Source organism: Agrococcus sp. UYP33 (genome assembly GCF_054060915.1).
In genome coordinates this window covers 635,890-660,435 of the sequence record NZ_JBSSDR010000001.1, presented here as the reverse complement: position 1 = coordinate 660,435, position 24,546 = coordinate 635,890, and the positions used below count along the sequence as shown (strand labels likewise).

General features: G+C 72.7%; 31 protein-coding genes. 18 read left to right on the top strand and 13 right to left on the bottom strand.

Annotation, left to right across the window (positions count from 1 at the left end):
- Nucleotides 1-169: 169 nt before the first annotated feature.
- Nucleotides 170-808, bottom strand: coding sequence for a uracil phosphoribosyltransferase (upp, locus tag ACVWW9_RS03180; RefSeq protein ID WP_123696269.1), 639 nt, complete (start codon nt 806-808; stop codon nt 170-172).
- A 50-nt stretch (nt 809-858) separates the two neighbouring features.
- Between upp and tadA the strand changes: the two genes are divergently transcribed.
- The gene (tadA, locus tag ACVWW9_RS03175; protein ID WP_456514338.1) at nt 859-1,320 is read left to right on the top strand and encodes a tRNA adenosine(34) deaminase TadA; all 462 of its coding nucleotides are present in this window, start codon (nt 859-861) and stop codon (nt 1,318-1,320) included.
- A 52-nt stretch (nt 1,321-1,372) separates the two neighbouring features.
- Here the strand turns inward: tadA and ACVWW9_RS03170 are convergent, their stop codons facing one another.
- From ACVWW9_RS03170 to ACVWW9_RS03160, 3 genes are read right to left on the bottom strand one after another with little or no spacing between them, the layout of a single operon-like run.
- Nucleotides 1,373-1,633 (bottom strand): hypothetical protein, encoded by a 261-nt coding sequence (locus ACVWW9_RS03170; protein ID WP_456514337.1) that lies wholly within the window; start codon nt 1,631-1,633, stop codon nt 1,373-1,375.
- 10 nt (nt 1,634-1,643) lie between these two features.
- A complete protein-coding gene (locus tag ACVWW9_RS03165; protein ID WP_354258571.1) occupies nt 1,644-2,060 on the bottom strand; it encodes a hypothetical protein in 417 nt (138 codons plus the stop codon).
- A gap of 23 nt (nt 2,061-2,083) precedes the next feature.
- Nucleotides 2,084-3,046, bottom strand: coding sequence for a cation diffusion facilitator family transporter (locus ACVWW9_RS03160; protein ID WP_456514336.1), 963 nt, complete (start codon nt 3,044-3,046; stop codon nt 2,084-2,086).
- 141 nt (nt 3,047-3,187) lie between these two features.
- Here ACVWW9_RS03160 and proC point away from each other — a divergent pair, with 141 nt between their 5' ends.
- Nucleotides 3,188-4,012: a pyrroline-5-carboxylate reductase gene (gene proC, locus ACVWW9_RS03155; protein WP_456514335.1), complete on the top strand. Its 825-nt coding sequence runs from the start codon at nt 3,188-3,190 to the stop codon at nt 4,010-4,012.
- Between the two features lie 27 nt (nt 4,013-4,039).
- On the opposite strand, the gene ACVWW9_RS03150 is transcribed toward proC, so the two are convergent.
- Genes ACVWW9_RS03150 through ACVWW9_RS03140 form a run of 3 tightly spaced genes read right to left on the bottom strand, consistent with a single transcriptional unit; the run spans nt 4,040 to nt 6,531 of the window.
- Complete coding sequence (locus ACVWW9_RS03150; RefSeq protein ID WP_354258576.1) at nt 4,040-4,429, bottom strand: YchJ family protein; 390 nt, start codon at nt 4,427-4,429, stop codon at nt 4,040-4,042.
- A 7-nt stretch (nt 4,430-4,436) separates the two neighbouring features.
- Nucleotides 4,437-5,108: a potassium channel family protein gene (locus ACVWW9_RS03145; protein ID WP_354258579.1), complete on the bottom strand. Its 672-nt coding sequence runs from the start codon at nt 5,106-5,108 to the stop codon at nt 4,437-4,439.
- The gene (locus tag ACVWW9_RS03140; RefSeq protein WP_456514334.1) at nt 5,101-6,531 is read right to left on the bottom strand and encodes a TrkH family potassium uptake protein; all 1,431 of its coding nucleotides are present in this window, start codon (nt 6,529-6,531) and stop codon (nt 5,101-5,103) included. The genes ACVWW9_RS03145 and ACVWW9_RS03140 overlap by 8 nt, the downstream gene beginning before the upstream one ends.
- A gap of 194 nt (nt 6,532-6,725) precedes the next feature.
- Here ACVWW9_RS03140 and ACVWW9_RS03135 point away from each other — a divergent pair, with 194 nt between their 5' ends.
- The 3 genes from ACVWW9_RS03135 to ACVWW9_RS03125 all read left to right on the top strand — a co-directional run bounded on the left by ACVWW9_RS03135 (nt 6,726) and on the right by ACVWW9_RS03125 (nt 8,044).
- On the top strand, nt 6,726-7,442 hold the full coding sequence (locus ACVWW9_RS03135) for an ArsR/SmtB family transcription factor (RefSeq protein WP_456514333.1): 717 nt from the start codon (nt 6,726-6,728) through the stop codon (nt 7,440-7,442).
- Nucleotides 7,443-7,602: 160 nt separating this feature from the next.
- Nucleotides 7,603-7,701, top strand: coding sequence for a 30S ribosomal protein bS22 (locus tag ACVWW9_RS03130; RefSeq protein ID WP_021011861.1), 99 nt, complete (start codon nt 7,603-7,605; stop codon nt 7,699-7,701).
- 85 nt (nt 7,702-7,786) lie between these two features.
- Nucleotides 7,787-8,044 (top strand): glutaredoxin family protein, encoded by a 258-nt coding sequence (locus ACVWW9_RS03125; protein WP_456514332.1) that lies wholly within the window; start codon nt 7,787-7,789, stop codon nt 8,042-8,044.
- Between the two features lie 57 nt (nt 8,045-8,101).
- Here ACVWW9_RS03125 and aspS read toward each other — a convergent pair whose 3' ends face one another.
- The 3 genes from aspS to ACVWW9_RS03110 all read right to left on the bottom strand — a co-directional run bounded on the left by aspS (nt 8,102) and on the right by ACVWW9_RS03110 (nt 10,504).
- Nucleotides 8,102-9,394, bottom strand: a complete 1,293-nt coding sequence (gene aspS, locus ACVWW9_RS03120; protein WP_354261556.1) for an aspartate--tRNA(Asn) ligase — start codon at nt 9,392-9,394, stop codon at nt 8,102-8,104.
- A gap of 62 nt (nt 9,395-9,456) precedes the next feature.
- Complete coding sequence (locus ACVWW9_RS03115; RefSeq protein ID WP_456514331.1) at nt 9,457-9,750, bottom strand: hypothetical protein; 294 nt, start codon at nt 9,748-9,750, stop codon at nt 9,457-9,459.
- A 37-nt stretch (nt 9,751-9,787) separates the two neighbouring features.
- Complete coding sequence (locus ACVWW9_RS03110; protein WP_456514330.1) at nt 9,788-10,504, bottom strand: 3-keto-5-aminohexanoate cleavage protein; 717 nt, start codon at nt 10,502-10,504, stop codon at nt 9,788-9,790.
- A gap of 77 nt (nt 10,505-10,581) precedes the next feature.
- On the opposite strand from ACVWW9_RS03110, the gene ACVWW9_RS03105 reads away from it, so the two are divergent.
- Genes ACVWW9_RS03105 through ccsB form a run of 5 tightly spaced genes read left to right on the top strand, consistent with a single transcriptional unit; the run spans nt 10,582 to nt 15,160 of the window.
- Nucleotides 10,582-11,235 (top strand): histidine phosphatase family protein, encoded by a 654-nt coding sequence (locus ACVWW9_RS03105; protein WP_456514329.1) that lies wholly within the window; start codon nt 10,582-10,584, stop codon nt 11,233-11,235.
- Nucleotides 11,236-11,246: 11 nt separating this feature from the next.
- Nucleotides 11,247-11,807 carry a TlpA family protein disulfide reductase gene (locus ACVWW9_RS03100; RefSeq protein WP_456514328.1) on the top strand — a complete coding sequence of 187 codons (561 nt, stop codon included), beginning with the start codon at nt 11,247-11,249 and terminating at the stop codon, nt 11,805-11,807.
- 35 nt (nt 11,808-11,842) lie between these two features.
- The gene (locus ACVWW9_RS03095) at nt 11,843-12,619 is read left to right on the top strand and encodes a cytochrome c biogenesis CcdA family protein (protein ID WP_456515400.1); all 777 of its coding nucleotides are present in this window, start codon (nt 11,843-11,845) and stop codon (nt 12,617-12,619) included.
- A complete protein-coding gene (gene resB / locus ACVWW9_RS03090) occupies nt 12,603-14,222 on the top strand; it encodes a cytochrome c biogenesis protein ResB (protein ID WP_456514327.1) in 1,620 nt (539 codons plus the stop codon). The genes ACVWW9_RS03095 and resB overlap by 17 nt, the downstream gene beginning before the upstream one ends.
- Before the next feature lie 47 nt (nt 14,223-14,269).
- Nucleotides 14,270-15,160: a c-type cytochrome biogenesis protein CcsB gene (gene ccsB, locus ACVWW9_RS03085; protein ID WP_456515399.1), complete on the top strand. Its 891-nt coding sequence runs from the start codon at nt 14,270-14,272 to the stop codon at nt 15,158-15,160.
- Between the two features lie 73 nt (nt 15,161-15,233).
- On the opposite strand, the gene ACVWW9_RS03080 is transcribed toward ccsB, so the two are convergent.
- Nucleotides 15,234-16,103 carry an endonuclease domain-containing protein gene (locus ACVWW9_RS03080; protein ID WP_456514326.1) on the bottom strand — a complete coding sequence of 290 codons (870 nt, stop codon included), beginning with the start codon at nt 16,101-16,103 and terminating at the stop codon, nt 15,234-15,236.
- A 139-nt stretch (nt 16,104-16,242) separates the two neighbouring features.
- Nucleotides 16,243-17,211 (bottom strand): o-succinylbenzoate synthase, encoded by a 969-nt coding sequence (locus ACVWW9_RS03075; RefSeq protein WP_456514325.1) that lies wholly within the window; start codon nt 17,209-17,211, stop codon nt 16,243-16,245.
- A 34-nt stretch (nt 17,212-17,245) separates the two neighbouring features.
- On the opposite strand from ACVWW9_RS03075, the gene ACVWW9_RS03070 reads away from it, so the two are divergent.
- The 8 genes from ACVWW9_RS03070 (at nt 17,246) to ACVWW9_RS03035 (ending at nt 24,179) form a co-directional block, all read left to right on the top strand.
- A complete protein-coding gene (locus tag ACVWW9_RS03070) occupies nt 17,246-17,575 on the top strand; it encodes a hypothetical protein (protein ID WP_456514324.1) in 330 nt (109 codons plus the stop codon).
- Between the two features lie 48 nt (nt 17,576-17,623).
- On the top strand, nt 17,624-18,001 hold the full coding sequence (locus ACVWW9_RS03065) for a hypothetical protein (RefSeq protein ID WP_456514323.1): 378 nt from the start codon (nt 17,624-17,626) through the stop codon (nt 17,999-18,001).
- 67 nt (nt 18,002-18,068) lie between these two features.
- A complete protein-coding gene (locus ACVWW9_RS03060; protein WP_456514322.1) occupies nt 18,069-19,100 on the top strand; it encodes a hypothetical protein in 1,032 nt (343 codons plus the stop codon).
- 90 nt (nt 19,101-19,190) lie between these two features.
- Nucleotides 19,191-20,231 carry a hypothetical protein gene (locus ACVWW9_RS03055; protein ID WP_456514321.1) on the top strand — a complete coding sequence of 347 codons (1,041 nt, stop codon included), beginning with the start codon at nt 19,191-19,193 and terminating at the stop codon, nt 20,229-20,231.
- Between the two features lie 20 nt (nt 20,232-20,251).
- Nucleotides 20,252-21,190 (top strand): hypothetical protein, encoded by a 939-nt coding sequence (locus tag ACVWW9_RS03050; RefSeq protein WP_456514320.1) that lies wholly within the window; start codon nt 20,252-20,254, stop codon nt 21,188-21,190.
- Nucleotides 21,191-21,266: 76 nt separating this feature from the next.
- Entirely contained in the window at nt 21,267-22,163 is an 897-nt protein-coding gene (locus ACVWW9_RS03045) for a 1,4-dihydroxy-2-naphthoyl-CoA synthase (RefSeq protein ID WP_123698397.1), read from the top strand.
- A gap of 25 nt (nt 22,164-22,188) precedes the next feature.
- On the top strand, nt 22,189-23,190 hold the full coding sequence (locus ACVWW9_RS03040) for an AMP-binding protein (RefSeq protein ID WP_354258624.1): 1,002 nt from the start codon (nt 22,189-22,191) through the stop codon (nt 23,188-23,190).
- Nucleotides 23,191-23,222: 32 nt separating this feature from the next.
- Nucleotides 23,223-24,179, top strand: a complete 957-nt coding sequence (locus tag ACVWW9_RS03035) for a 1,4-dihydroxy-2-naphthoate polyprenyltransferase (protein WP_456514319.1) — start codon at nt 23,223-23,225, stop codon at nt 24,177-24,179.
- A gap of 20 nt (nt 24,180-24,199) precedes the next feature.
- On the opposite strand, the gene ACVWW9_RS03030 is transcribed toward ACVWW9_RS03035, so the two are convergent.
- Complete coding sequence (locus ACVWW9_RS03030; RefSeq protein WP_354258629.1) at nt 24,200-24,517, bottom strand: DUF4229 domain-containing protein; 318 nt, start codon at nt 24,515-24,517, stop codon at nt 24,200-24,202.
- Nucleotides 24,518-24,546 lie beyond the last annotated feature (29 nt).

Sequence of the window (24,546 nt, the reverse complement as noted above, 5' to 3'; positions counted from 1 at the left end):
ACGGTCGGGAGGGCAGAGGTGGTCGTCATGCCTGTCAGTATCGCGGCTTGCATCCGGCGATGTCAAACGACGCCGTCAGCGAATGTGACGAAGTGTGACGTCGGCGGGCGGAGCCGCCCGGGCGCGGTCGCCGACCGCTCCGGTGACACAAACCGGGCCGCGCGAGCGCCTAGTGGTCGACGGTGCCGTAGAGGCGGTCCCCCGCGTCGCCGAGCCCAGGCACGATGAAGCCGTGCTCGTTGAGGCGCTCGTCCAGCGCGCCGAGCACGATCGTCACGTCGTGGCCGTCCATGTCGCGCTCGACGCGCTCGATGCCCTCCGGCGTGCCGAGCAGGCAGATCGCGGTGACGTCGACCGCGCCGCGGTCGAAGAGGAATCGCATCGCGGCCGACAGCGAGCCGCCGGTCGCGAGCATGGGGTCGAGCACGAAGCACTGGCGGTCGGAGAGGTCCTCCGGGAGGCGCTCGGCGTACGTGTACGGCTCGAGCGTCGTCTCGTTGCGGGCCATGCCCAGGAAACCGACCTCCGCCGTCGGGACGAGGGTCGTCATGCCGTCGAGCATGCCGAGGCCGGCGCGCAGGATCGGCACCACGAGCGGCCGCGGCTCGGCGATCTCGACACCCGTCGTGGTCGTCACCGGCGTGGTGATCTCCTTCGGCGTCACGCGCACGTTGCGGGTCGCCTCGTAGGCGAGCAGCGTCATGAGCTCCCCGACGAGCGATCGGAACGTGGGGGAGGGCGTGCGCTCGTCCCGCAGGACGGTGAGCTTGTGCGTGATGAGCGGGTGGTCGGCGACGTGGACGCGCATAGGCTTCAGGGTAGTGGGCGCGGGACGGCACGCCCGATCGGGGAGGGCGGATGCGGCCTGCGGCACGCGACGAGGCGCTCATGCGCCTCGCGCTCGACGAGGCGGCGGCCGCGACTGCCAGCGCCGACGTGCCGGTCGGTGCGATCGTGGTCGACGCATCCGGCGAGGTGCTCGGCACCGGACGCAACGAGCGCGAGCTGCGCCACGATCCGACCGCCCACGCCGAGGTGGTGGCGCTGCGCGAGGCTGCGGCGCGGCTCGGCTCCTGGCGCCTCGACGGCTGCGCGCTCGTCGTCACGCTCGAGCCGTGCGTCATGTGCGCGGGCGCGATCCTCGCGAGCCGGGTCGAGCGCGTCGTGTTCGGCGCGTGGGACGACAAGGCGGGCGCGGCGGGCAGCGTCGTCGACGTGCTGCGCGAGCGCCGGCTGCCGCACCGCGTCGAGGTGGTCGCCGGCGTGCTCGCCGCCGAGGCGGAGGCCCAGCTCCGCGCCTTCTTCGCCCCCCGCCGTTGATCCTCAACGGAGCGGCTGGTAGCGCGAGGGGATAGTGCCCTCGCGCGACCGGTCACTCCGTTGAGGATGCCCTTGGCGGGCGGCGCTCCTTGGGCTCGAGGTCGTCGACGCTGTCGCCCGCCTCGGCGCTGCGCTGCTCCGCGATGCGCTGCTCGTACGTGGCCGGTCGGTAGATCTCGTCCATCACGCCGAGCCCGCCCATGCGGCGAGCGCGCTGCGTGGATGCGCTGTGCCAGATGCGCGGGCCGAGCGCGACGAGCACGGCCGCGGCGCCGAGGACGCCCGCCCAGGCCAGCAGGTCGAGCCAGGGCATCGGGCGGCCGTCAGCGCCAGAAGACGGCGATGAGCAGGTTCACGGCGGCGAGGCCGCCGGCGGTGTGGAAGAACGGCCCGAGCTTGCGCTCGACCTGCAGGTTGCCGACCGAGACGGCGCCGCCGGCGGTCAGGCGCGACCGCTCGGCGTGGATCGCGCGCTGGCGCAGGAAGCCGATGAGCGCGGCGACGAAGACGACCACTGCGATGAGGCCCTTCACGCCGAGCTTCGCGTGGTTGACGTCGCCGTCGCCCGCCATGGCGAGGCCGTAGAGGCCGACGCCCGAGACGAGCTGGATCGACGCGCCGATCAGCATCATCGTGAAGCTGTAGCCCGCCCGTGCACGCATCTGGAGGATGAACGTGCCGATGAGCATCGACAGCCCCACGAGGTGGGCGGTGAGCAGCAGCGAGTGCAGGAACTCCATGCAGTCAGCCTACGCAGTCGCGCTCAGTTGCCCGACTGGATGACGATGTGGTCGGTGGAGGGCGCGGTCTCGGGCTGCTCGACGTAGAGGTCCGGCTCGATGTAGATGACCCGCGCGTGCGGCACCTGGGTGCGCAGGTCGGCCTCGAGGTCGTTGATGGTGCGCGACACGTGCTCGATGTCGGACTGCGGCGGGAACGCGATCTTCGCGGCCACCATGAGCTCGTCGGGGCCGAGGTAGAGCGTCTTCATGTGGATGACCGACTCGACGCCCTTGTGCGCGTTGAGCAGGGCGGCGATCCGCGCGTTGTCCTCGCGGGTCGCGCCCTCGCCGATCAGCAGCGACTTCATCTCGACCGCGAGGATCGCGGCGACGGCGATGAGCAGCACGCCGATGCAGAGCGTGCCGATCGCGTCGAAGAGCGGGTTGCCGGTGATGGCGGTGAGGCCGACGGCGACGAACGCGAGCGAGAGGCCGACGAGCGCGGCCAGGTCCTCGAGCAGGATGACGGGCAGCTCGGGGCTCTTCGACGTGCGGATGAACGCCCACCAGCCGGTCTTGCCGCGCACCTTGTTGGCCTCCACGATGGCCGTCCGGAACGAGAAGCTCTCGAGCACGATCGCGATGCCGAGCACGACGAGCGGCAGCCAGATGATGTCGAGCTCGTGCGGGTCCTGGATCTTCGAGATGCCCTCGTAGATCGAGAACAGGCCGCCGACCGAGAACAGCACGAGCGCGACGATGAACGCCCACACGTAGCGCTCGCGGCCGTAGCCGAAGGGGTGGTCGGGCGTCGCCTGCTTCTTCGCGAGCCTGCCGCCGAGCAGCAGCAGCAGCTGGTTGCCGGCGTCGGCGACCGAGTGGATGGCCTCGGCCAGCATCGATGCGGAGCCCGAGAAGAACCAGGCGATGAACTTGGTGATGGCGATGCCGGTGTTCGCGAGGAATGCCGCGATCACTGCCCTCGACCCGTGGGATGCGCTCACGACCGGGAGTCTACGCGCGACGCACGCGCGCGGGTCGGCGCGTGCCGTCCGGCCGCCCGCGCCGCCCGGTCACCTGGTCCGCCTGGTTGCCCGGGCACCCGCGCCGCCCGGTTACCTGTGCCGCCCGGTTACCCTGGCCGCATGCCTGCGACCCTCCCTCCCATCGCCATGCTCGGCGTCGGCTCGATGGGCGGTGCGATCCTCGCCGGGCTCGCCCGCCACGGCGCCGAGCGCATCGTCGTGACCAACCGCACCGCCGAGAAGGCGGCCGCGGTGCGGCTCGACGGCGTCGAGTCGATCGCGCTCGCCGACGAGCCGGACGGCAACGCCCGCGCGGTCGCGGGCGCGAAGCTCGTCGTGCTCGGCGTGAAGCCCGCCGGCATCGTCGACCTCGCGCGCGAGATCGCCCCGCACCTCGCCGAGGATGCCGTGGTCGTCTCGATCGCGGCCGGCACGACCGTGGCGTCGATCGAGGCGGCGCTGCCGGCATCCGTCGCCGTCGTGCGCGCCATGCCGAACACCCCGTCGCACGTCGGGCTGGGCGTCACGGGCGTCGCCGGCGGCACGCGCGCCTCCGACGACGACGTCGCGCTCGTCGCCCGCATGTTCGAGGCGGTCGGCGAGGTGATCGTCGTCGATGAGTCGCAGATCGACGCGCTCTCGACCATCTCGGGCTCCGGCCCCGCGTACGTCTTCCTGCTCATCGAGGAGCTCACGGCCGCGGCCGAGCGGATGGGCTTCACGCCCGAGCAGGCGGCGACGATGGTGCAGGGCACGTTCCGCGGCGCGAGCGAGCTGCTCGCCGCCGACGGCTCGGCACCGGCGGAGCTGCGCCGCCGGGTCACGAGCCCGAAGGGCACGACCGAGCGCGCCGTCGCGGTGCTGCAGGACGCTCGGCTCGGCGAGGTCTTCGACCGCGCGACCGCCGCGGCGCTCGCGCGGGCGCAGGAGCTCGCCGCGAGCTGAGCCCGCCGGCGCACCGGCGCCGACCCGTCAGACGGCGTCGCCGTCCACGTACTGCCAGCCCTGGTCGCGCCGGAAGCTGCTGAGCTCCCGCAGCACGCCGCGCTGCCCGTCAGCGACCCAGTGCGCCTCGAAGGCGACCGTGCCCTCGCGATCGAAGGGGCCGCCGCCGCTCGTGCCCTGGATCTCGAGGCGCAGCCAGCGGATGCCCGGGTCGAGCTCGAGCGATCGGGGCCGGGTGGTGGGGTGCCAGGAGGCGAGCAGCCAGTCGACGTCGCCGGTCGCGAACGCCGTGAAGCGGGAGCGCATCAGCACCTCGGCGGTCGCCGCCTCGCGCTCGCGCCGGTGGATCGGTCCGCAGCACTCGCCGTAGACGAGGCCCGTCCCGCACGGGCAGCGCTTCGCGTCGTCGATCGTCATCGGCCGCTCATGCGCCCAGGCCCGCGAACCGCTCGATGTCGGCCTGGTTGCCGGAGACGATGATCAGGTCGTGGTTCGAGACGATCGTCTCGGGCGTCGCGTAGGTGAACTCGCCACCGGGGCTCTTCACGCCGACGACGGTCAGGTGGTACTTCGAGCGGATCCTCGACTCCGCGAGCGTGACGCCGCGGATGTGCTTCGGCGGGTACATCTTCACGATCGCGAACTGGTCGTCGAACTGGATGTAGTCGAGCATCCGGCCCGAGACGAGGTGCGCGACGCGCTCGCCGGCCTCCGCCTCGGGGTAGATGACGTGGTTCGCGCCGATGCGGCTGAGGATCTTGCCGTGCGACTGGCTGATCGCTTTCGCCCAGATCTGCGGGATGCCGAGGTCGACGAGGTTCGCGACGATGAGCACCGACGCCTCGATCGACGAGCCGACCGCGCACACCGCGATCGCGAAGTCCTGCGCACCGACCTGCTTGAGCGCGTCGATCGAGCGCGCATCCGCCTGCACCGTGTGCGTGAGCCGCTCCGACCACTTCTGCACGAGGTTGATGTCGCCGTCGATGGCGAGCACCTCGCGGTCGAGTCGCGCGAGCTGGCCGGCGGTCGCGGCGCCGAAGCGGCCGAGGCCGATCACGAGCACCGGTGCGTCGTGCGGGATCCTGTCAACCAACGATCGGCCTCTCCTCTGGGCGGGTGAACAGCTGCGTCGTCTGGCTCGCCGCCAGCGCGGCGGCGAGCGTCACACTACCGATGCGCCCGACGAACATGGTGATGGCCAGGATGATCTTGGCCGGGTCCTCGAGGCCCGGGTGGGTGAAGCCGGTCGACAGCCCCACGGTCGCGAAGGCGCTGATCACGTCGAACAGCACGAACGACAGCGGCGCCCCGGTGATCTCGAGCAGCACGATCGTGACGCCGGCGACGATCGTCGCGCTCCACAGCGTGACCGAGACGGCCAGGCGCAGCACGTCCGACGGGATGCGGCGGCCGAACGCCTCCATCGACTTGCGCCCGCGCGCCTCGGCGACGGCGGCGAGGAACAGGATCGCGAGGGTCGTCACCTTGATGCCGCCGGCGGTCGAGGCGGAGCCGCCGCCGACGAACATCAGCATGTCGGTCACGAGCAGGCTCGAGTTGTGGAGCAGCCCGAGATCCTCGAGGGCGAAGCCTCCGGAGCGCGCCATCGACGACAGGAAGAACGCGTGCAGCAGCTGCTGGCCGAAGCCATCCGTGCCCCACGAGTCGGGGTTGCCCCACTCGAGCACGAGGAACGAGAGGCCGCCGAGGAGGAAGAGCAGGAGCGAGACCGAGATCGTGAGCTTGACGTGCAGCGACCACTGGCGGGGGCGGCCGAGGTGCCGCAGCAGCACGAAGTAGACGGGGAAGCCGAGCGACCCGGTGAAGACGCCGAGCATGAGCACGATGAGGAACCACGGGTCGGTCGCATAGGGCGCGAGGCCCTCGACCGTCGGCACGAAGCCGGAGTTCGTGAAGGCCATGAACGCCCAGTAGGTCGCCTCGTAGAGCGCCTGCAGCGGGTTCTTGCCCTCGAGCAGGATGCGCGGGAACAGCAGCACGATGAGCGCGGCCTCGAAGACGAGCACCGAGAGCGCGACCGTGCGCAGCAGCCCGCCGACCTCGCCGAGCCGGATCGCCTGCCCCTCCTTGACGACGCCCTTGCGCACGCGGGAGGGGTTCGAGTCGCTCGCGGCCATGAGCTTCTGCCGCAGGCCGAGCTTGCGCGCAACGGTCAGCCCCAGGATCGAGGCGAGCGTCAGCACACCGATGCCGCCCACCTGCACGCCGAGCAGCACGACCGCGTTGCCGAACGGGCTCCAGTGCGTCGACATGTCGACGACCGTGAGGCCCGTGACGCAGACCACGCTCACCGCCTGGAAGAAGGCGTCGACCGGGCCGGTCGGCTCGCCGGTCGCGCTCGCCCACGGGGTCATGAAGAGCAGCATGAAGAGCAGGTTCATGGCGGCGAAGACCATGATGGCGAAGCGCGCCGGATAGCTGCCGGTGAAGCGGTCCAGGGCGTCGCGGGATCGGCTGAGGAACGTCGTGCCGTCCGACGTCCGCAACTGCGCCACCTGCTGTGCCTCTCGCGGGGACCGAGCGCCGCGGAGCGGCGCAGAACGGGCCCACTGTAGTCCTCTTGCGCCGACTGCTCGGGACGATCGGGACGGGCGTCGGCGGGGACATCGCGGTCGAGGCGTCGGGCGCGTCGATCGCCGGCCCCGGGGCGCGGTTTGGCGCGCCTCTCCCGCGCTGGCATGCTTTCGCCATGGCCGACATCTTCAGCGTGATCGCGGACAGCACGCGACGGGACATCCTCAGCGTGCTGCTCGAGCGGCGCGCGACGACGGGCGACGCGAGCGTCAGCCAGATCGTGGATGCGCTCGGCGTGCCGCAGCCGACGGTGTCCAAGCACCTCCGGACGCTCCGCGACGCGGGGCTCGTCACGGTGCGCGAGGACGGCCAGCACCGCCACTACGCCATCGTGCTGACGCCCTTCGACGAGATCGACGACTGGCTGATGCCCTTCATCTTCGCCGAGGGCGACCAGGAGGAGGCGACGCTCGGCGCGGCCGCCTTCGCCGCCTGGGCGGGCGTCAACGTGCAGGCACCGCTGCGCGCCGCCGCTGACCAGGCGCGCATCGCCGCCGAGCAGGCCAGGGTCGCCGCCGAGCAGGCGCTCGCGCGGGTGGCCGACCGCGTCGAGCACCCGGCGCCCGTCGGCGCCTCCCTGGGCCGTCGGGCCGCCGAGAGCGTGCACGACGTCCAGGAGCGCGTCCAGGAGGCGAGGGATCGCATCCACGACGTGCAGGAGCGCCTCGTCGAGCTGCAGGCACGCGCGACCCAGCGGTTCGACGACGCCCGCGACAAGAAGCGCCCGCGGGCGATCGAGGGCGAGGTCGACGGCCCGAGCGAGCGCGCCGGGCACGACGGTCCGGGGCACGACCACGCGGCACGCGACGACGACGACGCCCGCCTCGACTGAGGGATCCGCGCCGGGTCGACTGCGGCATCCGCCGAGGGCCCGGAGGCCCCCGGGCGCGCGTCCACCGCTTTCCGGTAGGATGCCGAGAGCGTTTTCCCTGCGCGGACCTCGAGGTCGTGCAGCGTCAGCGAGCAATCCCGATCGGAAGTGAGGAACCTCTATGGGTTCTGTGGTGAAGAAGCGCCGCAAGCGCATGGCGAAGAAGAAGCACCGCAAGCTGCTTCGCAAGACGCGCCACCAGCGTCGCAACCGCAAGTAGTCGGTTGCGCCAGAGCCGGGATCCCCATCGGGGTCCCGGCTTCTGCGTTCCCCCGGGCGGCGGCGCGGCCACCTAGACTTGCTGCATGGTCGAGATCACGCTCATCGGCAAGCCCGGCTGCCACCTCTGCGACGAGGCCCGCCCGATCGTCGAGCGGGTCGTCGCCGGGTTCCCGCAAGCGGCGCTCACCGAGCTGTCGATCCTCGACGACCCCGCGCTCGAGTCGCGCTGGCACGACGACATCCCGGTCGTGCTGATCGACGGCCGGCCGCACTCCGCATGGCGCGTCGACGCCGCGAAGCTGACCGACCGCATCCAGGCGACCATCGCCGCGACGACGTGAGGGCCTGCGTCCGAGCGCAGGGCGACTCGGACGCAGGCCCCGGGCGGGCGGCTGCCGCTACGGCGTCAGGCGCGTCGGCCCGCGGAAGAGGTACGTCGACTCGCGGATCGAGCCGAGGCCGAGCATGAGCATGACGACGCGCGCGAGGCCCATGCCGAAGCCGCCGTGCGGGGGCGTGCCGTAGCGGAAGAAGTCGAGGTACTCCTCGAGCTCCGCGGGGTTCATGCCCTTCTCGACGATCTGCGCCTCGAGCACCTCGACGCGGTGCTCGCGCTGCGCGCCGGTCGAGATCTCGACGCCGTTGTAGATGAGGTCGTACGAGTTCGTGACGTCGGCCCGGCCCTCGGGGCGCAGGTGGTAGAACGGCCGCACGCTCGACGGGAACTCCGTGACGAAGACGAAGTCGTGGCCCATCGTCTCCTTGACGTGCGCCGAGATCTGGCGCTCCGCCTCGGGGTCGAGGTCGCCGTCCTCGCGCTCGATCGTGTGGCCGCGGGCCTCCACGATCGCCTTGACCTCGGCGTGCGGGATGCGCGGGAAGGGCAGCGTGGGCGCCTCGAGCACGATGCCGAAGTGCTGCTCGATCTCGGCGCCGTGGCGCTCGACGACCGCGGTGACCGCCTTGGCCAGCAGCGCCTCGTGCAGCTGCATGACCTCCTCGTGCGAGTCGATCCAGGAGATCTCGCTGTCGATCGAGGTGAACTCGGTCGCGTGGCGGCTCGTGTAGGAGGGGTCGGCGCGGAAGGCCGGGCCGATCTCGAAGATCTTGCCGAAGCCGGCCGACTGCGCCATCTGCTTGAAGAGCTGCGGCGACTGCGCGAGGTAGGCGGTGGTCTCGAAGTAGGGCACCTCGAAGAGCTCGGCGCGCGACTCGGAGGCCGTCGCCATGAGCTTGGGGGTGTGGAGCTCGATGAAGCCCTCGTCGATCCAGTGCTGGCGCATCGCGTGCTCGATCGTCGTCTGCACGCGGAAGATCAGCTGGGCCTCGGGGCGGCGCAGGTCGAGGAAGCGCCAGTCGAGGCGCTTGTCGATCGACGAGTCGTCGGCGATCGGGCTGTCCTTCGCGACCGACTCGACCGTGAGCGAGCGCACCTTGACCTCGAGCCCGCCGAGCTTGACGCGCTCGTCCGCCTTGAGGTCGCCCTCGACGGTGATGAACGAGCCGTGCATGAGGCCCGAGATGGTCGCGGCGGTCTCCGCGGTGTCGTCGTTGACGGGGTTCACGAGCTGGGCAGAGCCCGACTCGTCGCGCAGGATCACGAACTGCACGCGCTTCTGATCGCGCACCGTCTCGACCCAGCCCTGCACCTTCACGGGGCCGTCGGGGAGCGATGCGAGGTCATGGATCAGGGTGCGAGAGGTCACGGCCCGATCCTACCGGCCCGGTGCGGCGCCCCCGGCGGTGCGCCGGGTCAGCGGCGGCGGCGCTCGACGGCTGCGGGGGCGACGGTCGCGAGGGCGACCCAGCCGCCCACGAGCGCGACGACGGATGCGGCGAGCACGACCCATCCGGCTGTCGCGCTCACCGGCGCACCCGGCCCGTCGGAGGCGACGAGCAGCCAGACGCCCGCGGCCGCGAGCGCGCCGACGACGAGCGCGGCGGGCGTCGCGTAGGCGCGATGGGCGAGGTAGCGCGCCCACGTCCACATGAGGCTCGCGGCGAGCACGACGACGAGCGCGATCGCGAGCGGGACGAGGAGGGGCACGGGTCCATCTTCCCCTGCCGCTCGGTCCAGGCGGCGCTCAGGTCGCCGCGCGCTCCACGACCGCCCGCACGAGGGCGGCGTTGCCCTCGGCGACGCTCCCGTCCGGCAGGAGCGTCGAGTCCTCGAGGCCGGCGCGGGTCGGCAGCCGCCACGCGAGCGCGAGGTCGATCGCGCGCCAGGTGGATCGCTCCTCGCCGTGGAGCAGCACCTCGATCGACGGCTCCGCGGCGCGCGCGCCGTCCACGAGCCGGCGGGCGAGGCGCTCGATCGCCACCCGGTCGTCGAGGTCCGGGATCTCGACGAGCACGCGCATGCAGGCCGAGCGCATCGGCCAGCGCAGCCAGCGCTCGAGCGCCGCCACGCTCCAGAGCCCCGCCTCAATGCCGACGCCCCGGTCGAGCAGCGTCGCGGCGACCCGTTCCGCACCCTCCTCGTGGGCGTTGACGGACGCGAAGTCGGGCAGCGTGCGCCAACCGCGGATCGCTGCGATGCGCGCGTCGGCGTCGCCGGTCCAGGCACCCGTCGTCACGCCGACCGGCACGTCGACGGCGGCGCGCGCGGCGGCCACGAAGCGGTCGAGGTCGCCGGGCGCGAGGCTGTCGCGCCCGTCCGCATCCTTCGGGTGCAGGTGCACCGCGGCCGCGCCGGCTGCGACCGAAGCCGCCGCCTCGGCGGCGAGCACCCCGGGATCGGGCCGGAGCCGCGGGTGGGCGGACGCGTCGCGGGCGCCGTTCAGGCAGGCCTTCACCAGCATGCGAGCGAGCGTACGGGCCTCGCCCGGGGCGGGCCGCCCGTGCCGCGTTGATAGGGAGCGCCGGTACGATGGAGGCCATGCCCGCCCGCCGCCTCCATCTCGTGCGCCACGGCGAGGTCGACAACCCCGGTCGCGTGCTCTACGGCCGCATGCCGGGCTTCGTGCTCTCCGAGCGCGGCCACCGGATGGCCGAGCTCGCCGCCGAGCACCTCGCGACCGGCCAGGCCGCCCGCTCGGTCGTGCGGCTCGCCGCGAGCCCGCTCGAGCGCGCCCAGCAGTCGGCGCAGCCGTGGGCCGACGCCTTCTCGCTCGACATCCGCACCGAGCGCCGCATCATCGAGCCGACGAACCAGTTCGAGGGCAAGACGTTCGAGGCGAGCGGCGCGCTGCGGCACCCCTCCGCGTGGCCGCTGCTCCGCAACCCGTTCCGCCCGTCGTGGGGCGAGCCGTACCGCGCGATCGCGCAGCGCGTCATCGCCGCGATGGAGGACGCCTGGGACGAGGTCGCCGAGTCCGAGGACGACGGCGACATCGTCTTCGTCAGCCACCAGTCGCCGATCTGGATGGCGCACCTCGCCATCGCGGGGCAGCGGCTGTGGCACGACCCGCGCTCGCGGCGCTGCCAGCTGTCGTCGATCACGAGCTTCGCGCGCGTCGATGGCCGCTTCGTCGAGGTCGACTACGCCGAGCCCGCCGCCGGCGTCGCGGCGATCGACGCGGGGGCGGTGTGATGCGCCGCCGGATGCGCGTGGCCGCCATGGCGCTCGCCGGGCTCGCGCTCGCGGGCTGCGCGTCGGCCGACGGCGTGGCCGGGCAGGTCGGCGACGCGGGCTACATCGCCGGCGATGGCATTGTCACCGAGATCGCGCCCGACCAGCGCGCTGCGCCCGCCGCCTTCGCCGGCCCGCTCGTGGACGGCGGCGACCTCGACTCCGCGGAGCTCGACGGCGTCACCCTCATCAACTTCTGGTACGCCGCGTGCCCGCCGTGCCGCATCGAGGCGCCGGTGCTCGCCGAGCTGCACGCCGAGCTCGGCGACCGGGTGAGCTTCCTCGGCGTCAACACCCGCGACGGCGCGGCGCAGGCGGCCGCCTTCGAGGAGCAGTTCGGGATCGAGTACCCGTCGGTCCTCGACGACGAGACCGCATCCGCGCAGCTCGCCTTCACCGGCATCGTCGCGCCGAACGCCGTGCCGTCGACGATCATCCTCGACGCGGAGGGCCGCGTCGCCGCCCGCGTCTCGGGCGCCGTGACCGACACGAGCATCCTCTCGACGCTGCTGCGGGAGGAGCTCGAGCGGTGAGTGCCGCTCTCGCGCTCGTCGCACCCGCAGCCGCGATGGTCCCCGCCGTCGCCGGCGCTGCCGCCATCGACGCGGCTGCGTTCGACCCGGCCGGCGCGGTGCTGAGCGGTCAGCTGCTCGTCTCGCTGCCGATCGCGCTGCTCGCCGGCCTCGTCTCGTTCGCGAGCCCGTGCATCCTGCCGCTCGTGCCCGGCTACCTCGGCCTCGTCGGATCGCTCGTGGGGGAGCGGGGCGGTCGCGGCCGGCTCGTCGCCGGCGTCGCGCTCTTCATCGCCGGCTTCACGCTCGTCTTCGTGCTCGGCACCGCGATCGTCGGCGGGGTGAGCTCGTTCCTGCTGCAGTACAGCGACCTCATCGTGCGCATCCTCGGCGTCGTGCTGATCCTGCTCGGGCTCGTCTTCGTCGGGCAGTTCTCGTTCCTGCAGCGCATCTGGAAGCCGCAGCAGGTGAAGACCGGCGGCATGTGGGCCGCGCCGCTCGTCGGCGTCGTCTTCGCGCTCGGCTGGACGCCCTGCTCCGGGCCGACGCTCGCCGCCATCAGCGCGCTCACCGTCACCACCGGATCCGCCTGGCAGGGCGCGATCCTCGGCCTCGCCTACGCCCTCGGCCTGGGTGTGCCCTTCCTGCTCATCGCGCTCGGCCTCGGCTGGGCCGGCGGCGCCGTCGCGTGGCTGCGCCGGCACATCCGCCTCGTGAACGTGCTCGGCGGGGCGATGCTCATCGCCGTCGGCGTGCTCATGGTCACGGGCGCGTGGAACGCCATCATGCAATCGCTCCAAGGATGGATCGCCTCCGTTGTCACGATCATCTGACCCGCTGCGGCCGGGCGACCACATCGACTCGCCGGAGGCGCCGGCTCGCCAGCCCGGCGACCCCAAGCTCGGCCCGCGCGGCTGGGCGCGCTTCCTCTGGCGGCAGCTCACCTCGATGCGCACCGCGATCGTCCTGCTCCTGCTGCTCGCGATCGCGGCGGTGCCGGGCAGCCTCGTGCCGCAGCGCTCCTCCGACCCGAACGGCGTCATCCAGGTGCGCGCCGAGAACCCCGAGCTCGTCTGGCTCTACGACGCGCTGTCGCTGCACGATGTCTACTCGAGCCCGTGGTTCTCCGCGATCTACATCCTGCTGTTCACCTCGCTCGTGGGCTGCGTCATCCCGCGCCTCGCGCACCACTGGAAGGCGATGCGGGCCCTCCCGCCGCGCACCCCGGCGCGGCTGTCGCGGCTCGTCGGGTTCCAGGTCGTGCCGGGCGGGGCCTCCGACCTCGACCGCGCCGACCGCGTGCTGCGCCGGCTCGGCTACCGCACGACGCGCTACGGCGACTCGGTGTCGGCGGAGCGCGGCTACCTGCGCGAGACCGGCAACCTGCTCTTCCACATCTCGATGCTCGCGCTGCTGCTCGTCGTCGGCCTGGGGTCGGGCTTCGGCTACTCGGGGCAGCGGCTGCTCGTCGAGGGCAGTGGGTTCGCGAACACGCTGACGAGCTACGACTCGTTCACGGCGGGGCAGTGGTTTGACGACGACGCCCTCGAGCCGTTCGCGGTCGAGCTCGACGGGCTCGACGTCGTCTACGAGACCGAGAACCCCAACGCCGTCGGCGCTCCGCTCGACTTCACGGCGCGGGTGTCGGCGACGGAGGACGGCGTGCAGCGCGAGGGACAGATCAAGGTCAACGAGCCGCTGCGGGTCGCCGGCGCCGACCTCTACCTGATCTCGAACGGGTACGCGCCGCGCATCTCGGTGCGCGACGCCTCCGGCGAGGTCGTCTACGACCAGTACACGCCCTTCCTCGCGCAGGACGACAACATGACGAGCCTCGGCGTGATCAAGCTGCCCGATGGGCTCGAGGAGCAGCTCGGCCTGCGCGGCTTCTTCTACCCGACGGCCGTGCCGCTCGAGACGGGCGCGCTCGCATCCGCCTACCCCGACCTCGCCAACCCGGTGCTGTCGCTGCAGGCGTTCACCGGCGACCTCGGGCTCGACGCGGGCATCCCGCGCTCGGTCTACGCGCTCGACACCGACACGATGACGCAGATCGCCGGCGGCGACTCGGGCACCGAGTCGCTGACGCTCGCGGCCGGGCAGACGATCGACATCCCCGGCGGCCTCGGCACGATCACGTTCGAGGACGTGCGGCGCTATGGCGTCATCGAGGTGCACGTCGACCACACGCAGACGCCGGTGCTGTGGATCGTGATCGTGCTGTTCGTCTCGCTGCTCGGGTCGCTGCTCATCCCGCGCCGCCGCATGTGGGTGAAGGCGACCCCTGCGGGCCTCGAGCTCGCGGGCCTCGCGCGCGGCGACGACCCGACGCTCGAGCGCGCGGTCGACGACCTCGCCAAGCGCGTCCGCGAGGGGTGGCCGGGCGAGGCTCCCGACGAGCCGGGCGACGGCCACGAGCGTAGGATCGAACCGTGACCCTGGCCGACCTCGACTCCTACTCGCTGCTGCTCGTGTACTCCGCGATGGCGGTGTATACGCTCGCGTTCATCGCGTACGCGGTCGACGTCGCGCGCCGGTCGGCGGCGAAGGCGCCCGCCGAGCGCGAGCTCGTCGGTGCGGGCGCGCCGATCGATGCGCCGGCGGTTCCCGCTTCTCCGGCCGCGGCTGCGCCCGCGGCTGCCCTGCCCGGTCGCGGCGCCCGGATCGGCTACGTGCTGACGGTGCTCGCCTGGGTGCTGCACGTCGCGGGCGACGTCCTTCGCGGGCTCTCCGCCGGCCGGGTGCCGTGGGCGAACATGTACGAGTTCGCGCTCACCGGCGTCGCCGTCATCGTCGGCGTCTTCGTGGTCTCGCGCGTCTGGCGCGACCTGAACTTCCTCGGCGTGTTCATCACCGGCCTCGCGACGGTCTGCCTCGGCGTCGCGACCGTCAACTTCTACGTCGCGCCCACGCCGCTGCCGCCGGCGCTCCAGTCGTACTGGCTCGTCATCCACGTCTTCGTGGCGACGCTCGCGACCGGCTTCTTCGCGCTGGGGTCGAGCCTCAGCATCCTGCAGCTCGTCAAGGAGCGTCGCGACAGCGGCTTCCTGCGCTCGCTCCCCTCGGCGGTGCAGCTCGAGGACCTCGCGTACCGCGTCGGCGTGGTCGGCTTCATCTTCTGGACCTTCACGCTCATCGCCGGCGCCGTCTGGGCCGAGCACGCGTGGGGCCGCTACTGGGGCTGGGACACGAAGGAGGTCTGGACCTTCGTGATCTGGGTCATCTACGCCGGCTACATCCACGCGCGCGCGACGCGCGGCTGGCGCGGCTCGCGGTCGGCCTGGCTGCAGCTGATCGGCTTCGCCGCCATCCTCTTCAACTTCACGGTCGTGAACCTCTTCTTCAAGGGCCTGCACGCCTACAGCGGCCTCTAGCGGTTCTTCTCAACGGAGCGGCTGGTAGCAGGAGGGGATAGTGCCCTCGCAGCGCCAGCCGCTCCGTTGAGGTTCAGGTCCAGAGCTTGCGGCGGTGCGCGTCGCGCCGGACGAGCGCGAGCACGCGCTCCCGCACGAGGTCCGGCTGGAACAGCATCTGCTCGTACGTGAAGCGGAGCGTGCGGTAGCCGAGCGCGAGCAGCTCGGCGTCCCGGCGCCGATCGGTCTCGATGTCGACCGGACGGCCGTGCCATGTTCGCGAGTCCAGCTCCACGATGAGCGACGTCCCGATGAGGAAGTCGACGAACATCCCGGGGATGGGTTCGAACTGCTGCACGTAGGCGATGTGAGCGTCGCGGAGCATGAGCGCGAACATCGACTCGACACCGGATCCGGAGCGGTCGCACAGTCGCTCCAGCCCGCGCCGTCGGCGACGGGGCAGTCCCGCAGCGATCGTCCTGACCTCGTGCGGCTGCAGGGTCCCGAGCGCGAGCCCGCGCTCGGCGGCAGCGGCGAGATCCTCGGCCGAGACGCACCCGGATGCGACGGCGAGCGTCGCCACCACTGGATCGAAGCCGTGCGCCGGTCGCGCGTCGTCCAACCACTCGTGCATCCGGTGCACGACGACACCAGCCGTCCGCTCCGCCTCGGTGATGCGAGCGCTATGGGAGCGTCGGTTCACACGGACGTGGAGCCGAGTCTCGCCATGCGGTGTCCACAGGCCGTGCATCCGGAGCGCTGTGACGCAGGTCGCGACGCCGCCCATCCGCAGCGCGCGGGTCACGTCGTTGCTGACACCGGTCAGCGCCACCCACCCGCGCAGCGGCGTCCAGATCGCGCCGCTGCCCTTCAGGTCGAGCAGCTGCTCAGCGCTGACGAGGTCGCGCGCCGCCTGGACGGTGCTGACGCCGCCGTTGGCCGAAAGCCATTCCAAGAGCTCCATCGGCGCATCGTCGCGCCGCGGCTCGAGCCGCCGCTGCGCTCCGAGCCCCGCCTGTGGACGGAGCCTTCGATCTCAACGGAGCGATTGGTGACTCGAGGGCACCATCCCCTCTAGCTACCAGCTGCTCCGTTGAGAAATCTCAGAGGTGGGGGTGGGCGGCGGCGAGGCGGGCTCGCCAGGCGGCCGTGCGCTCGGCGGAGGCCGCGTGGGCGGCCAGGAGCTCGGGGGTCGGGGTGACGCGGGCGACCGGAATCGAGCCGGCGACCGGCACGAGCGGCTCGGCGACGTCGGCCGCGAGCAGCGCGCCGGTGCCGAGCCCGCAGTCGTAGGGGAGCGACGGCATCGCGCCCGCGAGCGCCGCGCCCATCGACAGCCCGACGCTCGAGTCGAGCGCGCTCGACACCACCGCGGGCAGCCCCGCCTCGGCGACGATCGCGAGCGCCGACCGCACGCCGCCGAGCGGCTGCGCCTTGACGACGAGCACGTCGGCGGCACCCGCGCGCGCCACGAGCAGCGGGTCCTCGGCCTTGCGCACCGACTCGTCCGCGGCGATCGGGATCGCGAGCCGGTGCACGCGCATCCGCAGCTCGGCGAGCTCCGGCACCGTCGCGCACGGCTGCTCGACGTACTCGAGGTCGAAGCGCTCGAGCGCCCGCACGGCGTGCTCGGCCTCGTCGATGTTCCAGCCGCCGTTCGCGTCGACGCGGATGCGCGCGTCCGGCAGCAGCGCCCGAACCTCCGCGACCCGGGCGACGTCGTCGGCGAGCGTCTGCCCCCGCTCGGCGACCTTGACCTTCACCGTGCGGCAGCCGTCGTAGCGCGCGAGCACGCCCGCGACGGCATCCGGCGCGACGGCAGGCAGCGTCGCGTTGACCGGGATGCGGTCCCGCACCATCGCCGGACGCTCGAGATCCGCGTCCTCGAGCGCTGCCCGCAGCCAGCGCGCGGCCTCCTCGGGCGGGTACTCGAGGAAGGGGCTCCACTCGCCCCACCCGGCCTCGCCCGAGAAGAGCGCGACCTCGCGCACCTCCACCCCGCGGAAGCGCGTGACGAGCGGCAGCGAGACGACGTGCATGCGATCGGCGAGCCGTTCCAGGGCGAGGTCCACGCCGCCATGCTCGCATGCCTGCCAGAATCGTCGCGTGACCGAACTGCCCTGGGTGCTCGAGACCCGCCTCGCGCCCCGCCGCAATCCCATCTGGGGCGTGCTCGCGCTCGTCGCGGCCGTGCTCTGCGGCGCGATGCTGCTCGTCGCGATCGGCGTCGCGTTCGTCGACCTCGACGGCCTCGTCATCTGGCTGCTCCCCATCTGGGGCGTCTGCACGCTGCTGTCGATCGCGTTCGCGATCACCGCCGCGGTGAAGCGCGGCACCGCCAACATCACGATGGCGGCGATCAGCGGCGGCCTGCTGGTGATCTCGAACCCGGTCGTGTTCCTCGTCACCGGCTTTGCGCTCGGCCTGCTGGAGTAGCGAGCGCGCCTCGCGCGCCGAGCGCCGCAGCGCTCGTAGCATCGACCGATGCTCGACGACCTCATGACCGACGCCCCGCCGAGACCCCCGCGCGCGCGCAGCACCGACCGCCGTGCCCGCTTCGGCGTGCTCTCGCTGTGGCTGCTCGCCGCCGCGGTGGCGCTGCAGGTCGTCTCGCTCGTGCAGCAAATCAGCTACCTCTTCGCGCCGCGGCCAGGCGAGCTCCCGCTGCTCGTGGCCGTGCTCGTGACGGCCGTGCTCGTCAGCCTCTGCGGGATCGTCGCCGGATGCGTCGGCGCGACCGTGCCGGACGGCCGACGCACGGGCGTCTTCGGTGCCGCCCTCGGGCTCGGCACGCTCGTGCTCTTCGGCGCCGCCAGCTCGTTCGGCTGGGGCTTCCTCGAGGCGCTCTCCGCCTCGGTCTGACCGGTCGCGCGGTAACGATTCGCGCACTGCCCTGGTCGTCGGCACCGCTGCGCGACAGGATGAGGGCGTGCCGTCGCCGGAGTTCGTGATGCCCGAGCCGGCGCCTGTCATCGAGGCGCCGGTCGAGCCGCCGCCCGTCAGCGCGCAGCGGTCGAGCGCGCCCGATCCGGTCGCCGAGCGCGACCTCGCCGAGCCGTTCGCCCGCCCGCGTCGCCCGTGGCGGCAGCTCGTGATCGCGGCGCTCATCGGCGTGCTCGTCGGGGCGGGGCTGCCGACCGCCATGCAGGGCCTCGACGAGGCCGCCGCCGACGCGCGCGTCGAGCGCCTGCGCCAGACCGCGATGGACTACCTCACGGCGATCGCGGAGGGCGCCTCCGACCGCGCGACCGCGATGGCGCCGGTCGATGGGGAGACGCCGCCGGACGCGGTGCTGCAGTCGGCCGAGCGCCTGGACCAGCCGGAGGTGCGGATGACGACCGTCGACGGCGACGCGGCGACGGTCGAGGTGCGCTACCGCGTCGCGGGGCAGACGGTCACGCGAGCGCTCGAGGCCGAGGAGGTCGACGGCACATGGCAGCTGCGCACGTCGATCGCCGAGCCCACGATGGCCTACACCTACGAGGGCTACGCGGCGGTCACCATCGCCGGCGTCGAGCTGCCCTCCTCCTCCCGCACCCTGCTCTACCCCGGGGCATACGAGTCCGACCGCGTGGAGGGCTCGCTCGTCGTCAGCGGCGGCAACCCGATCATCGTCGACGGCGACCCGCTGACCCCGACCGAGCTGATCTCGACCATGGAGCTCACGCCCGGGCTCGACGAGCTCGCGGAGGAGGTCGCGCTCGCGCACGTGCGCGCCTGCGACGCCGAGTGCACGTTCGAGCCGGATGCAGAGCTCCGCGCCGATGGGCCGTGGGTGATGGGCGTCGACGAGTCGACGGGCGCAGTCAACGTCTCCATGCAGGTATACACGAGCACCTTCAGCGGTCAGACGGTGGAGATGCAGCTCCGCGCGATCGTCGACGAGGCCGGCACGCTCGTCTCGTGGCAGTGCGCGATGCCCAGCGCCTCCGAGTTCGAGCTGGAGCCCTGCCGGGGCTAGCGCGATCGCGCCGCCAGCGCACGAATCGGGGCGCCGCCTGCCCTGAACTGCCCTCTTCTCGGGGTGCCGCGACCGCGTGACAATGGTCGCGTGTCGACGGCGATGCCGGAGTTCGAGATGCCGTCGCAGGCGGTCGCCCCGCCCGCGATGGTGGTCGAGCCCGCCGTCGACGTGCGTGCGGAGGTGGTGGAGCCGCCGGTCGTCCGCCGTCGCGGCATCCCGAGCTTCGGGTGGCGCCAGATCGCGATCGCGGCCGTGGTCGGCGCGGTGCTCGGGGCAGCGGTGCCGGCCGCCTTCGAGGCGTCGGAGCGCAGCGCCGCGACGGCGAGCGTCGACGGACTCCGCGCGGTGGCGCTCGACTACCTGACGGCGATCGCCGAGGGCAGGGCCGAGCTCGCGTCGGAGGTCGTGCCGCTCGAGAGCAGGGGCGCGGTGGCGCCCGACGCGGTGCTGCAGGCCGCCGACCGCATCGAGGCGTTCGAGGTGCGGCTCGTGCACGTGGACGGCGACGTCGGCACGGCGGAGGTGCGCTACCGCGTCGGCGGCAGCGACGTCTTCCGCACGCTGCAGGCCGAGCGCGCGGGCGGCACGTGGCGCCTCATGACCTCGCTCGCCGAGGTCGCCGACCTCGCCTACTACGACCCGATCACCCGCGTGCAGATCGCGGGCGTGCCGCTCGGCGGCGATGAGCCGGTGCTCCTCTACCCGGGCACCTACACGATCGACATCGTCTCCGGACCGATCTTCCTCACCGGCGGCGACGTCTTCGTCGTCGACGGCGATCCGCTCACCCCCACCGTGCCCTACGTCACCGCGGGGATCGTGCCGCAGATCAGCGACTACGCCACCCAGCTCGCGCTCGTCACCATCGCGGCCTGCCAGGTCGAGCCGGGCTGCCCCGTGCCCGCGGAGGCGCGGCTCGAGCCGGCCGGCGAGGTGTACCCGATGGGCATGGGCACGACGATGGGCTCGATCGACCTGTCGGTGCCGGTCACGGCGACGGTCGACGGCGCCCCGGAGTGGTTCGAGGTGCGCGTGCGCGTCGTCTTCGACGACGACGGCGTCGCGACCGAGTGGCTGTGCGGCGAGCCCGGCGAGTACGGCGCCGAGCTCCAGCCCTGCGCACCCTGAGCCGATGGCAGGCCTCGACGATGGCGGCAGCACAGGCTGACGGGGTCGGCGCACGGCGGTCGTTCGGCTGGCGGCACCTGGTGGCGGCCCTCGTCGCGGGCGGGCTCGTCGGAGCCGCGGTCGTCGTCGGCATCCGAGCCGCCGACGATGCGAGCGCGGGCGATCCGGCGGTCGGCCTCGAGGCCACGGCGAGCGCCTACCTGCAGGCGATCGCCGACGGCGAGGCAGTCCGAGCGGTGCAGCTCTCGCCGCTCGGGCCTGGACGCGTGCTTGCGCCGGAGGCCGCGCTCGCATCCGCGACGCGCATCGAGCCGGTCGCGGTGGGACCGACGCGCGTCGACGGCGCGCGAGGGAGCATCGACGTGCGCTACCGGGTGGGCGGTGCGGAGGTGCAGCGCACGCTGCAGGCGTCGCTCACGCCCGCAGGCTGGCGGCTCGCCACGTCGCTCGCCGAGGCACCCGACACCCGGTACAACGAGCCGACCGCCGTGCTGCGCGTCAGCGGCGTGCCGCTCCCGGACGGCGGCGCGCTGCTGCTCTACCCCGGGGTGTACCGGCTCGACGTCGTCGAGGGGCCGCTCTTCGCGTGGGGCGGGGATGCGTTCGCGGTCGACGGCGACCCGGCGACGCCGACGCAGGTGCAGGCCGCGCGCGAGCTCATGCCCTCGTTCCAGGATCGGCTCGCGCGGCTCGGCCTCGAGGCGATCGGCGCGTGCCGGGAGCGCCCGGACTGCCCGATCCGCACGGGCTACGACTTCGAGCTCGCCGGCGAGATCAGCGTGCTCGAGGCGCTCGACGACGGCAGCACGGTCGATCTCAAGGTGCCGCTCGTCGCGCGCGATGCCGCCGGCTGGGAGTGGCGCGACGTCATCGTGCGCGTCCGGCTCGACGACCGGGACCTGCCGGTCGAGCTGCAGTGCTCGGCGTCCGGCACCGGGTTCCAGCCGTGCGGGCCGTGATCCTGCTGCACCGCGGCCGCTCGCTGAGCGCCGTGACCCGCCACGCGCACGGCCCGATGGCTAGGGTGGACACGTGATGCCATCGCCGCTCTTCGACCCCGCCGAATGGGCCGACGCGGCACCGGGCTACGACGACATCACCGTGCACCGGTCCCGCGACGGGCGCATCGCCCGCATCGCGTTCGACCGCCCGGAGGTGCGCAACGCCTTCCGCCCGCACACGGTCGACGAGCTCTACCGCGCGCTCGACGACGCGCGGCAGGACAGCCGCATCGGCGTCGTGCTGCTCACCGGCAACGGCCCCAGCCCGAAGGACGGCGGCTGGGCGTTCTGCTCGGGCGGCGACCAGCGCATCCGCGGCCGCGACGGCTACAAGTACGCCGAGGGCGACACCGCCGGCTCGATCGACCCGGCCAGGTCGGGCCGCCTCCACATCCTCGAGGTGCAGCGGCTCATCCGCTTCATGCCGAAGGTCGTCATCGCGGTCGTGCCCGGCTGGGCGGCCGGTGGCGGCCACTCGCTGCACGTCGTCTGCGACCTCACGATCGCGAGCGCCGAGCACGGCCGCTTCAAGCAGACGGACGCGGACGTCGGCTCGTTCGACGCCGGCTACGGCTCCGCCTACATGGCGCGCCAGACGGGGCAGAAGTTCGCCCGCGAGGTGTTCTTCCTCGCCCGCGAGTACAGCGCGGAGCGCGCGCTCGCGGCGGGCGCGATCAACGCGGCGGTGCCGCACGCGGAGCTCGAGTCGACGGCCCTCGACTGGGCGCGCGAGATCCTCACGAAGAGCCCGACGGCCATCCGGATGCTGAAGTTCGCCTTCAACGCGGTGGACGACGGGCTCGTCGGTCAGCAGATCTTCGCGGGCGAGGCGACGAGGCTCGCCTACGGCACCGACGAGGCGGTCGAGGGGCGAGATGCCTTCCTCGAGAAGCGGGAGCCCGACTGGTCCCCCTTCCCCTGGCAGTACTGATCGAGCGACGCGGACGGAGGTGCCCATGACGATCGTCGTCGAGACGAGCGGATCGAGCGGCGTGCCGAAGCGCGTCATCATCTCCGAGGCCGCGATCCAGGCGTCGACGGATGCCGCGAACGAGCGGCTCGGCGGACCCGGCCAGTGGGTGCTGGCGCTGCCCGAGCACTACATCGCGGGCAAGAACGTGATCTGGCGCAACGAGGCCTCCGGCGCCCCGCTCGTGCGGACCGAGGGCTCCTTCACGGCGGAGGCCTTCGTCGAGGCCGTGCAGAGCCTCGAGCACGACCGCAAGTTCACCTCACTCGTGCCCACGCAGCTCGCCCGGCTCGTCGACGCCGCGCTGCTCGACCGCTCGTTCATCGGACCCATCGCCCGCCTCGACCGCATCCTGCTCGGCGGCCAGCGGGCGCCCTTCGGCCTCATCGAGCGCGCCGCGCGGCTCGGCTGGCGCATCACGCGCACCTACGGCGCGACCGAGACGGTCGGCGGGTGCGTCTGGGACGGCCGGCCGCTGCGCGACGTCAAGGTGCGCCTCACCGACCAGATCGAGATCTCCGGCCCCCAGCTCGCCGACGGCTACGACGATCCGCAGCTCACCGAGCAGCGCTTCATCACCGACGGCACCGGCACGCGCTGGTACCGCACCGGCGACGCCGGCTCGCTGCTCGGCGGCACCCTCCAGGTCTCCGGCCGCATCGACGACGTGATCATCTCGGGCGGCATCAAGGTGTCGCTCGCCGCGGTCGAGCACGTCGTCCAGACGTTCGCGCCGGATGCCGTGGTCGTCGCCGCGCCGCACGCCGAGTGGGGCGAGGTGCCCGCGGTCGTCACGACGCTCAAGCCGTCGCTCGCCGAGATCCGCGCCGCGGTCGGCAACGCGCTCGGCAAGCCGGCCAGGCCCAACCACCTCGTGACGGTCTCGGTGATGCCGACCACGGCATCCGGCAAGCCCGATCGCAAGCGGCTCGCCCGGCTCGTCGCCAACCGCACGCAGGAGCGCCGGCGCCGCGGCATCTTCGGCTGACCGGTCGCCGCACCGGAAGTAGCATCGAGGGGATGGCTTCCAACCGCTCCGGCAACCCTGCTCGACGCTCGCAGACGGCCGGCACCTCGTCCGGCCGGGCGACCTGGCGCGACTGGGTGGCCGCGGCGAGGCCGCGCACGCTCGGCATGGCGATCGCGCCCGTCGCGCTCGGCTCCGCGGCGGCGTTCAACGCCGAGGGGTTCCACCTCGGGATCGCGCTCGCGTGCCTCGTGCTCGCGCTCTGCATGCAGATCGGCGTCAACTTCGCGAACGACTACTCCGACGGCGTGAAGGGCACGGACGCGGTGCGCGTCGGCCCGGGGCGACTCGTCGGGGCGGGCAAGGCGGCGCCGCGCGTGGTGCGGAACGTCGCGATCGGCTTCCTCGCCGCCGGCGCGCTCGCCGGCATCGCGGTGGTGCTCGTCTCGGGGCGCTGGTGGCTGCTGCTCGTCGGCGCGGTCTGCATCGTCGCCGCCTGGACCTACACCGGCGGCAAGCGCCCCTACGGCTACTTCGCGCTCGGCGAGCTGATGTCGTTCCTGTTCTTCGGCCCGGTCGCCGTGCTCGGCACCACCTACGCCATCATCGGCCGCGTCACCGAGGACGCGGTCGCGCTCAGCGTCGCGATCGGCTGCTTCTCGGCCGCCCTCATGCTCACGAACAACCTGCGCGACATCGACACCGACCGCGCGGCGGGCAAGCGCAGCCTGCCGACGCTCATCGGCCGGCGCGCCTCGAAGGCGCTCTACGCGCTGCTGATGCTCGTGCCGTTCGGCATCCTGTGGGTGTTCTCCTACGCGCTCGCCTACGGCTTCGCGGTGTTCGCCGTGCTGCTGCTCGCGGGCCCGGCGATCGTGATCGTGCTGCTCGCCCGCAACGCGCGCGACCTCATCACGGCGCTCGGCCTCACCGGCATCTCGGCGCTGCTCTACGGCGTCGGCCTCGCGGTCGCCATCTGGGGCGGTCCGGCGGGGTTCGTCGGCGCGTAGCGCGGGTCGTTCGCGAGCGCTCAGCGACCGGATGCGTCCGGCTCGTCGCGCCGGTCGGTGACCTCGGCGTCGTCCGCGGCGTCGTCGCCGAGCGCGGCATCCTCGACGTCGCCGTCGTCGGGGGCCGCGCCGTCGCGCCGACGGCCCTCGCGCATCCGCTGCAGGTCGGCCGCGGCCTCGTCGCGCAGCTTCCCGAAGAAGACGATGCTGGCGGCGAAGGCGAAGGCGAGCGCGACGAGCAGCGCGAGCCACCACGGCACCTGCGCGATCATGAGCACCGCGAACGGCACGACGAACAGCAGGGCGCGCGCGATGAGGTATCGCATCGAGGGAGCCATGCACCAAGTCTATGAGCGACCCACAGACT

Coding starts and splice junctions, on each gene's coding strand:
- upp (WP_123696269.1), bottom strand. CDS start 808: ATGCGCGTCCACGTCGCCGACCACCCGCTCATCACGCACAAGCTCACC.
- tadA (WP_456514338.1), top strand. CDS start 859: ATGCGGCCTGCGGCACGCGACGAGGCGCTCATGCGCCTCGCGCTCGAC.
- ACVWW9_RS03170 (WP_456514337.1), bottom strand. CDS start 1,633: ATGCCCTGGCTCGACCTGCTGGCCTGGGCGGGCGTCCTCGGCGCCGCG.
- ACVWW9_RS03165 (WP_354258571.1), bottom strand. CDS start 2,060: ATGGAGTTCCTGCACTCGCTGCTGCTCACCGCCCACCTCGTGGGGCTG.
- proC (WP_456514335.1), top strand. CDS start 3,188: ATGCCTGCGACCCTCCCTCCCATCGCCATGCTCGGCGTCGGCTCGATG.
- ACVWW9_RS03150 (WP_354258576.1), bottom strand. CDS start 4,429: ATGACGATCGACGACGCGAAGCGCTGCCCGTGCGGGACGGGCCTCGTC.
- ACVWW9_RS03135 (WP_456514333.1), top strand. CDS start 6,726: ATGGCCGACATCTTCAGCGTGATCGCGGACAGCACGCGACGGGACATC.
- ACVWW9_RS03130 (WP_021011861.1), top strand. CDS start 7,603: ATGGGTTCTGTGGTGAAGAAGCGCCGCAAGCGCATGGCGAAGAAGAAG.
- ACVWW9_RS03125 (WP_456514332.1), top strand. CDS start 7,787: ATGGTCGAGATCACGCTCATCGGCAAGCCCGGCTGCCACCTCTGCGAC.
- ACVWW9_RS03110 (WP_456514330.1), bottom strand. CDS start 10,504: ATGCTGGTGAAGGCCTGCCTGAACGGCGCCCGCGACGCGTCCGCCCAC.
- ACVWW9_RS03105 (WP_456514329.1), top strand. CDS start 10,582: ATGCCCGCCCGCCGCCTCCATCTCGTGCGCCACGGCGAGGTCGACAAC.
- ACVWW9_RS03100 (WP_456514328.1), top strand. CDS start 11,247: ATGCGCGTGGCCGCCATGGCGCTCGCCGGGCTCGCGCTCGCGGGCTGC.
- ACVWW9_RS03095 (WP_456515400.1), top strand. CDS start 11,843: ATGGTCCCCGCCGTCGCCGGCGCTGCCGCCATCGACGCGGCTGCGTTC.
- ccsB (WP_456515399.1), top strand. CDS start 14,270: ATGGCGGTGTATACGCTCGCGTTCATCGCGTACGCGGTCGACGTCGCG.
- ACVWW9_RS03080 (WP_456514326.1), bottom strand. CDS start 16,103: ATGGAGCTCTTGGAATGGCTTTCGGCCAACGGCGGCGTCAGCACCGTC.
- ACVWW9_RS03065 (WP_456514323.1), top strand. CDS start 17,624: ATGCTCGACGACCTCATGACCGACGCCCCGCCGAGACCCCCGCGCGCG.
- ACVWW9_RS03050 (WP_456514320.1), top strand. CDS start 20,252: ATGGCGGCAGCACAGGCTGACGGGGTCGGCGCACGGCGGTCGTTCGGC.
- ACVWW9_RS03045 (WP_123698397.1), top strand. CDS start 21,267: ATGCCATCGCCGCTCTTCGACCCCGCCGAATGGGCCGACGCGGCACCG.
- ACVWW9_RS03040 (WP_354258624.1), top strand. CDS start 22,189: ATGACGATCGTCGTCGAGACGAGCGGATCGAGCGGCGTGCCGAAGCGC.
- ACVWW9_RS03035 (WP_456514319.1), top strand. CDS start 23,223: ATGGCTTCCAACCGCTCCGGCAACCCTGCTCGACGCTCGCAGACGGCC.
- ACVWW9_RS03030 (WP_354258629.1), bottom strand. CDS start 24,517: ATGGCTCCCTCGATGCGATACCTCATCGCGCGCGCCCTGCTGTTCGTC.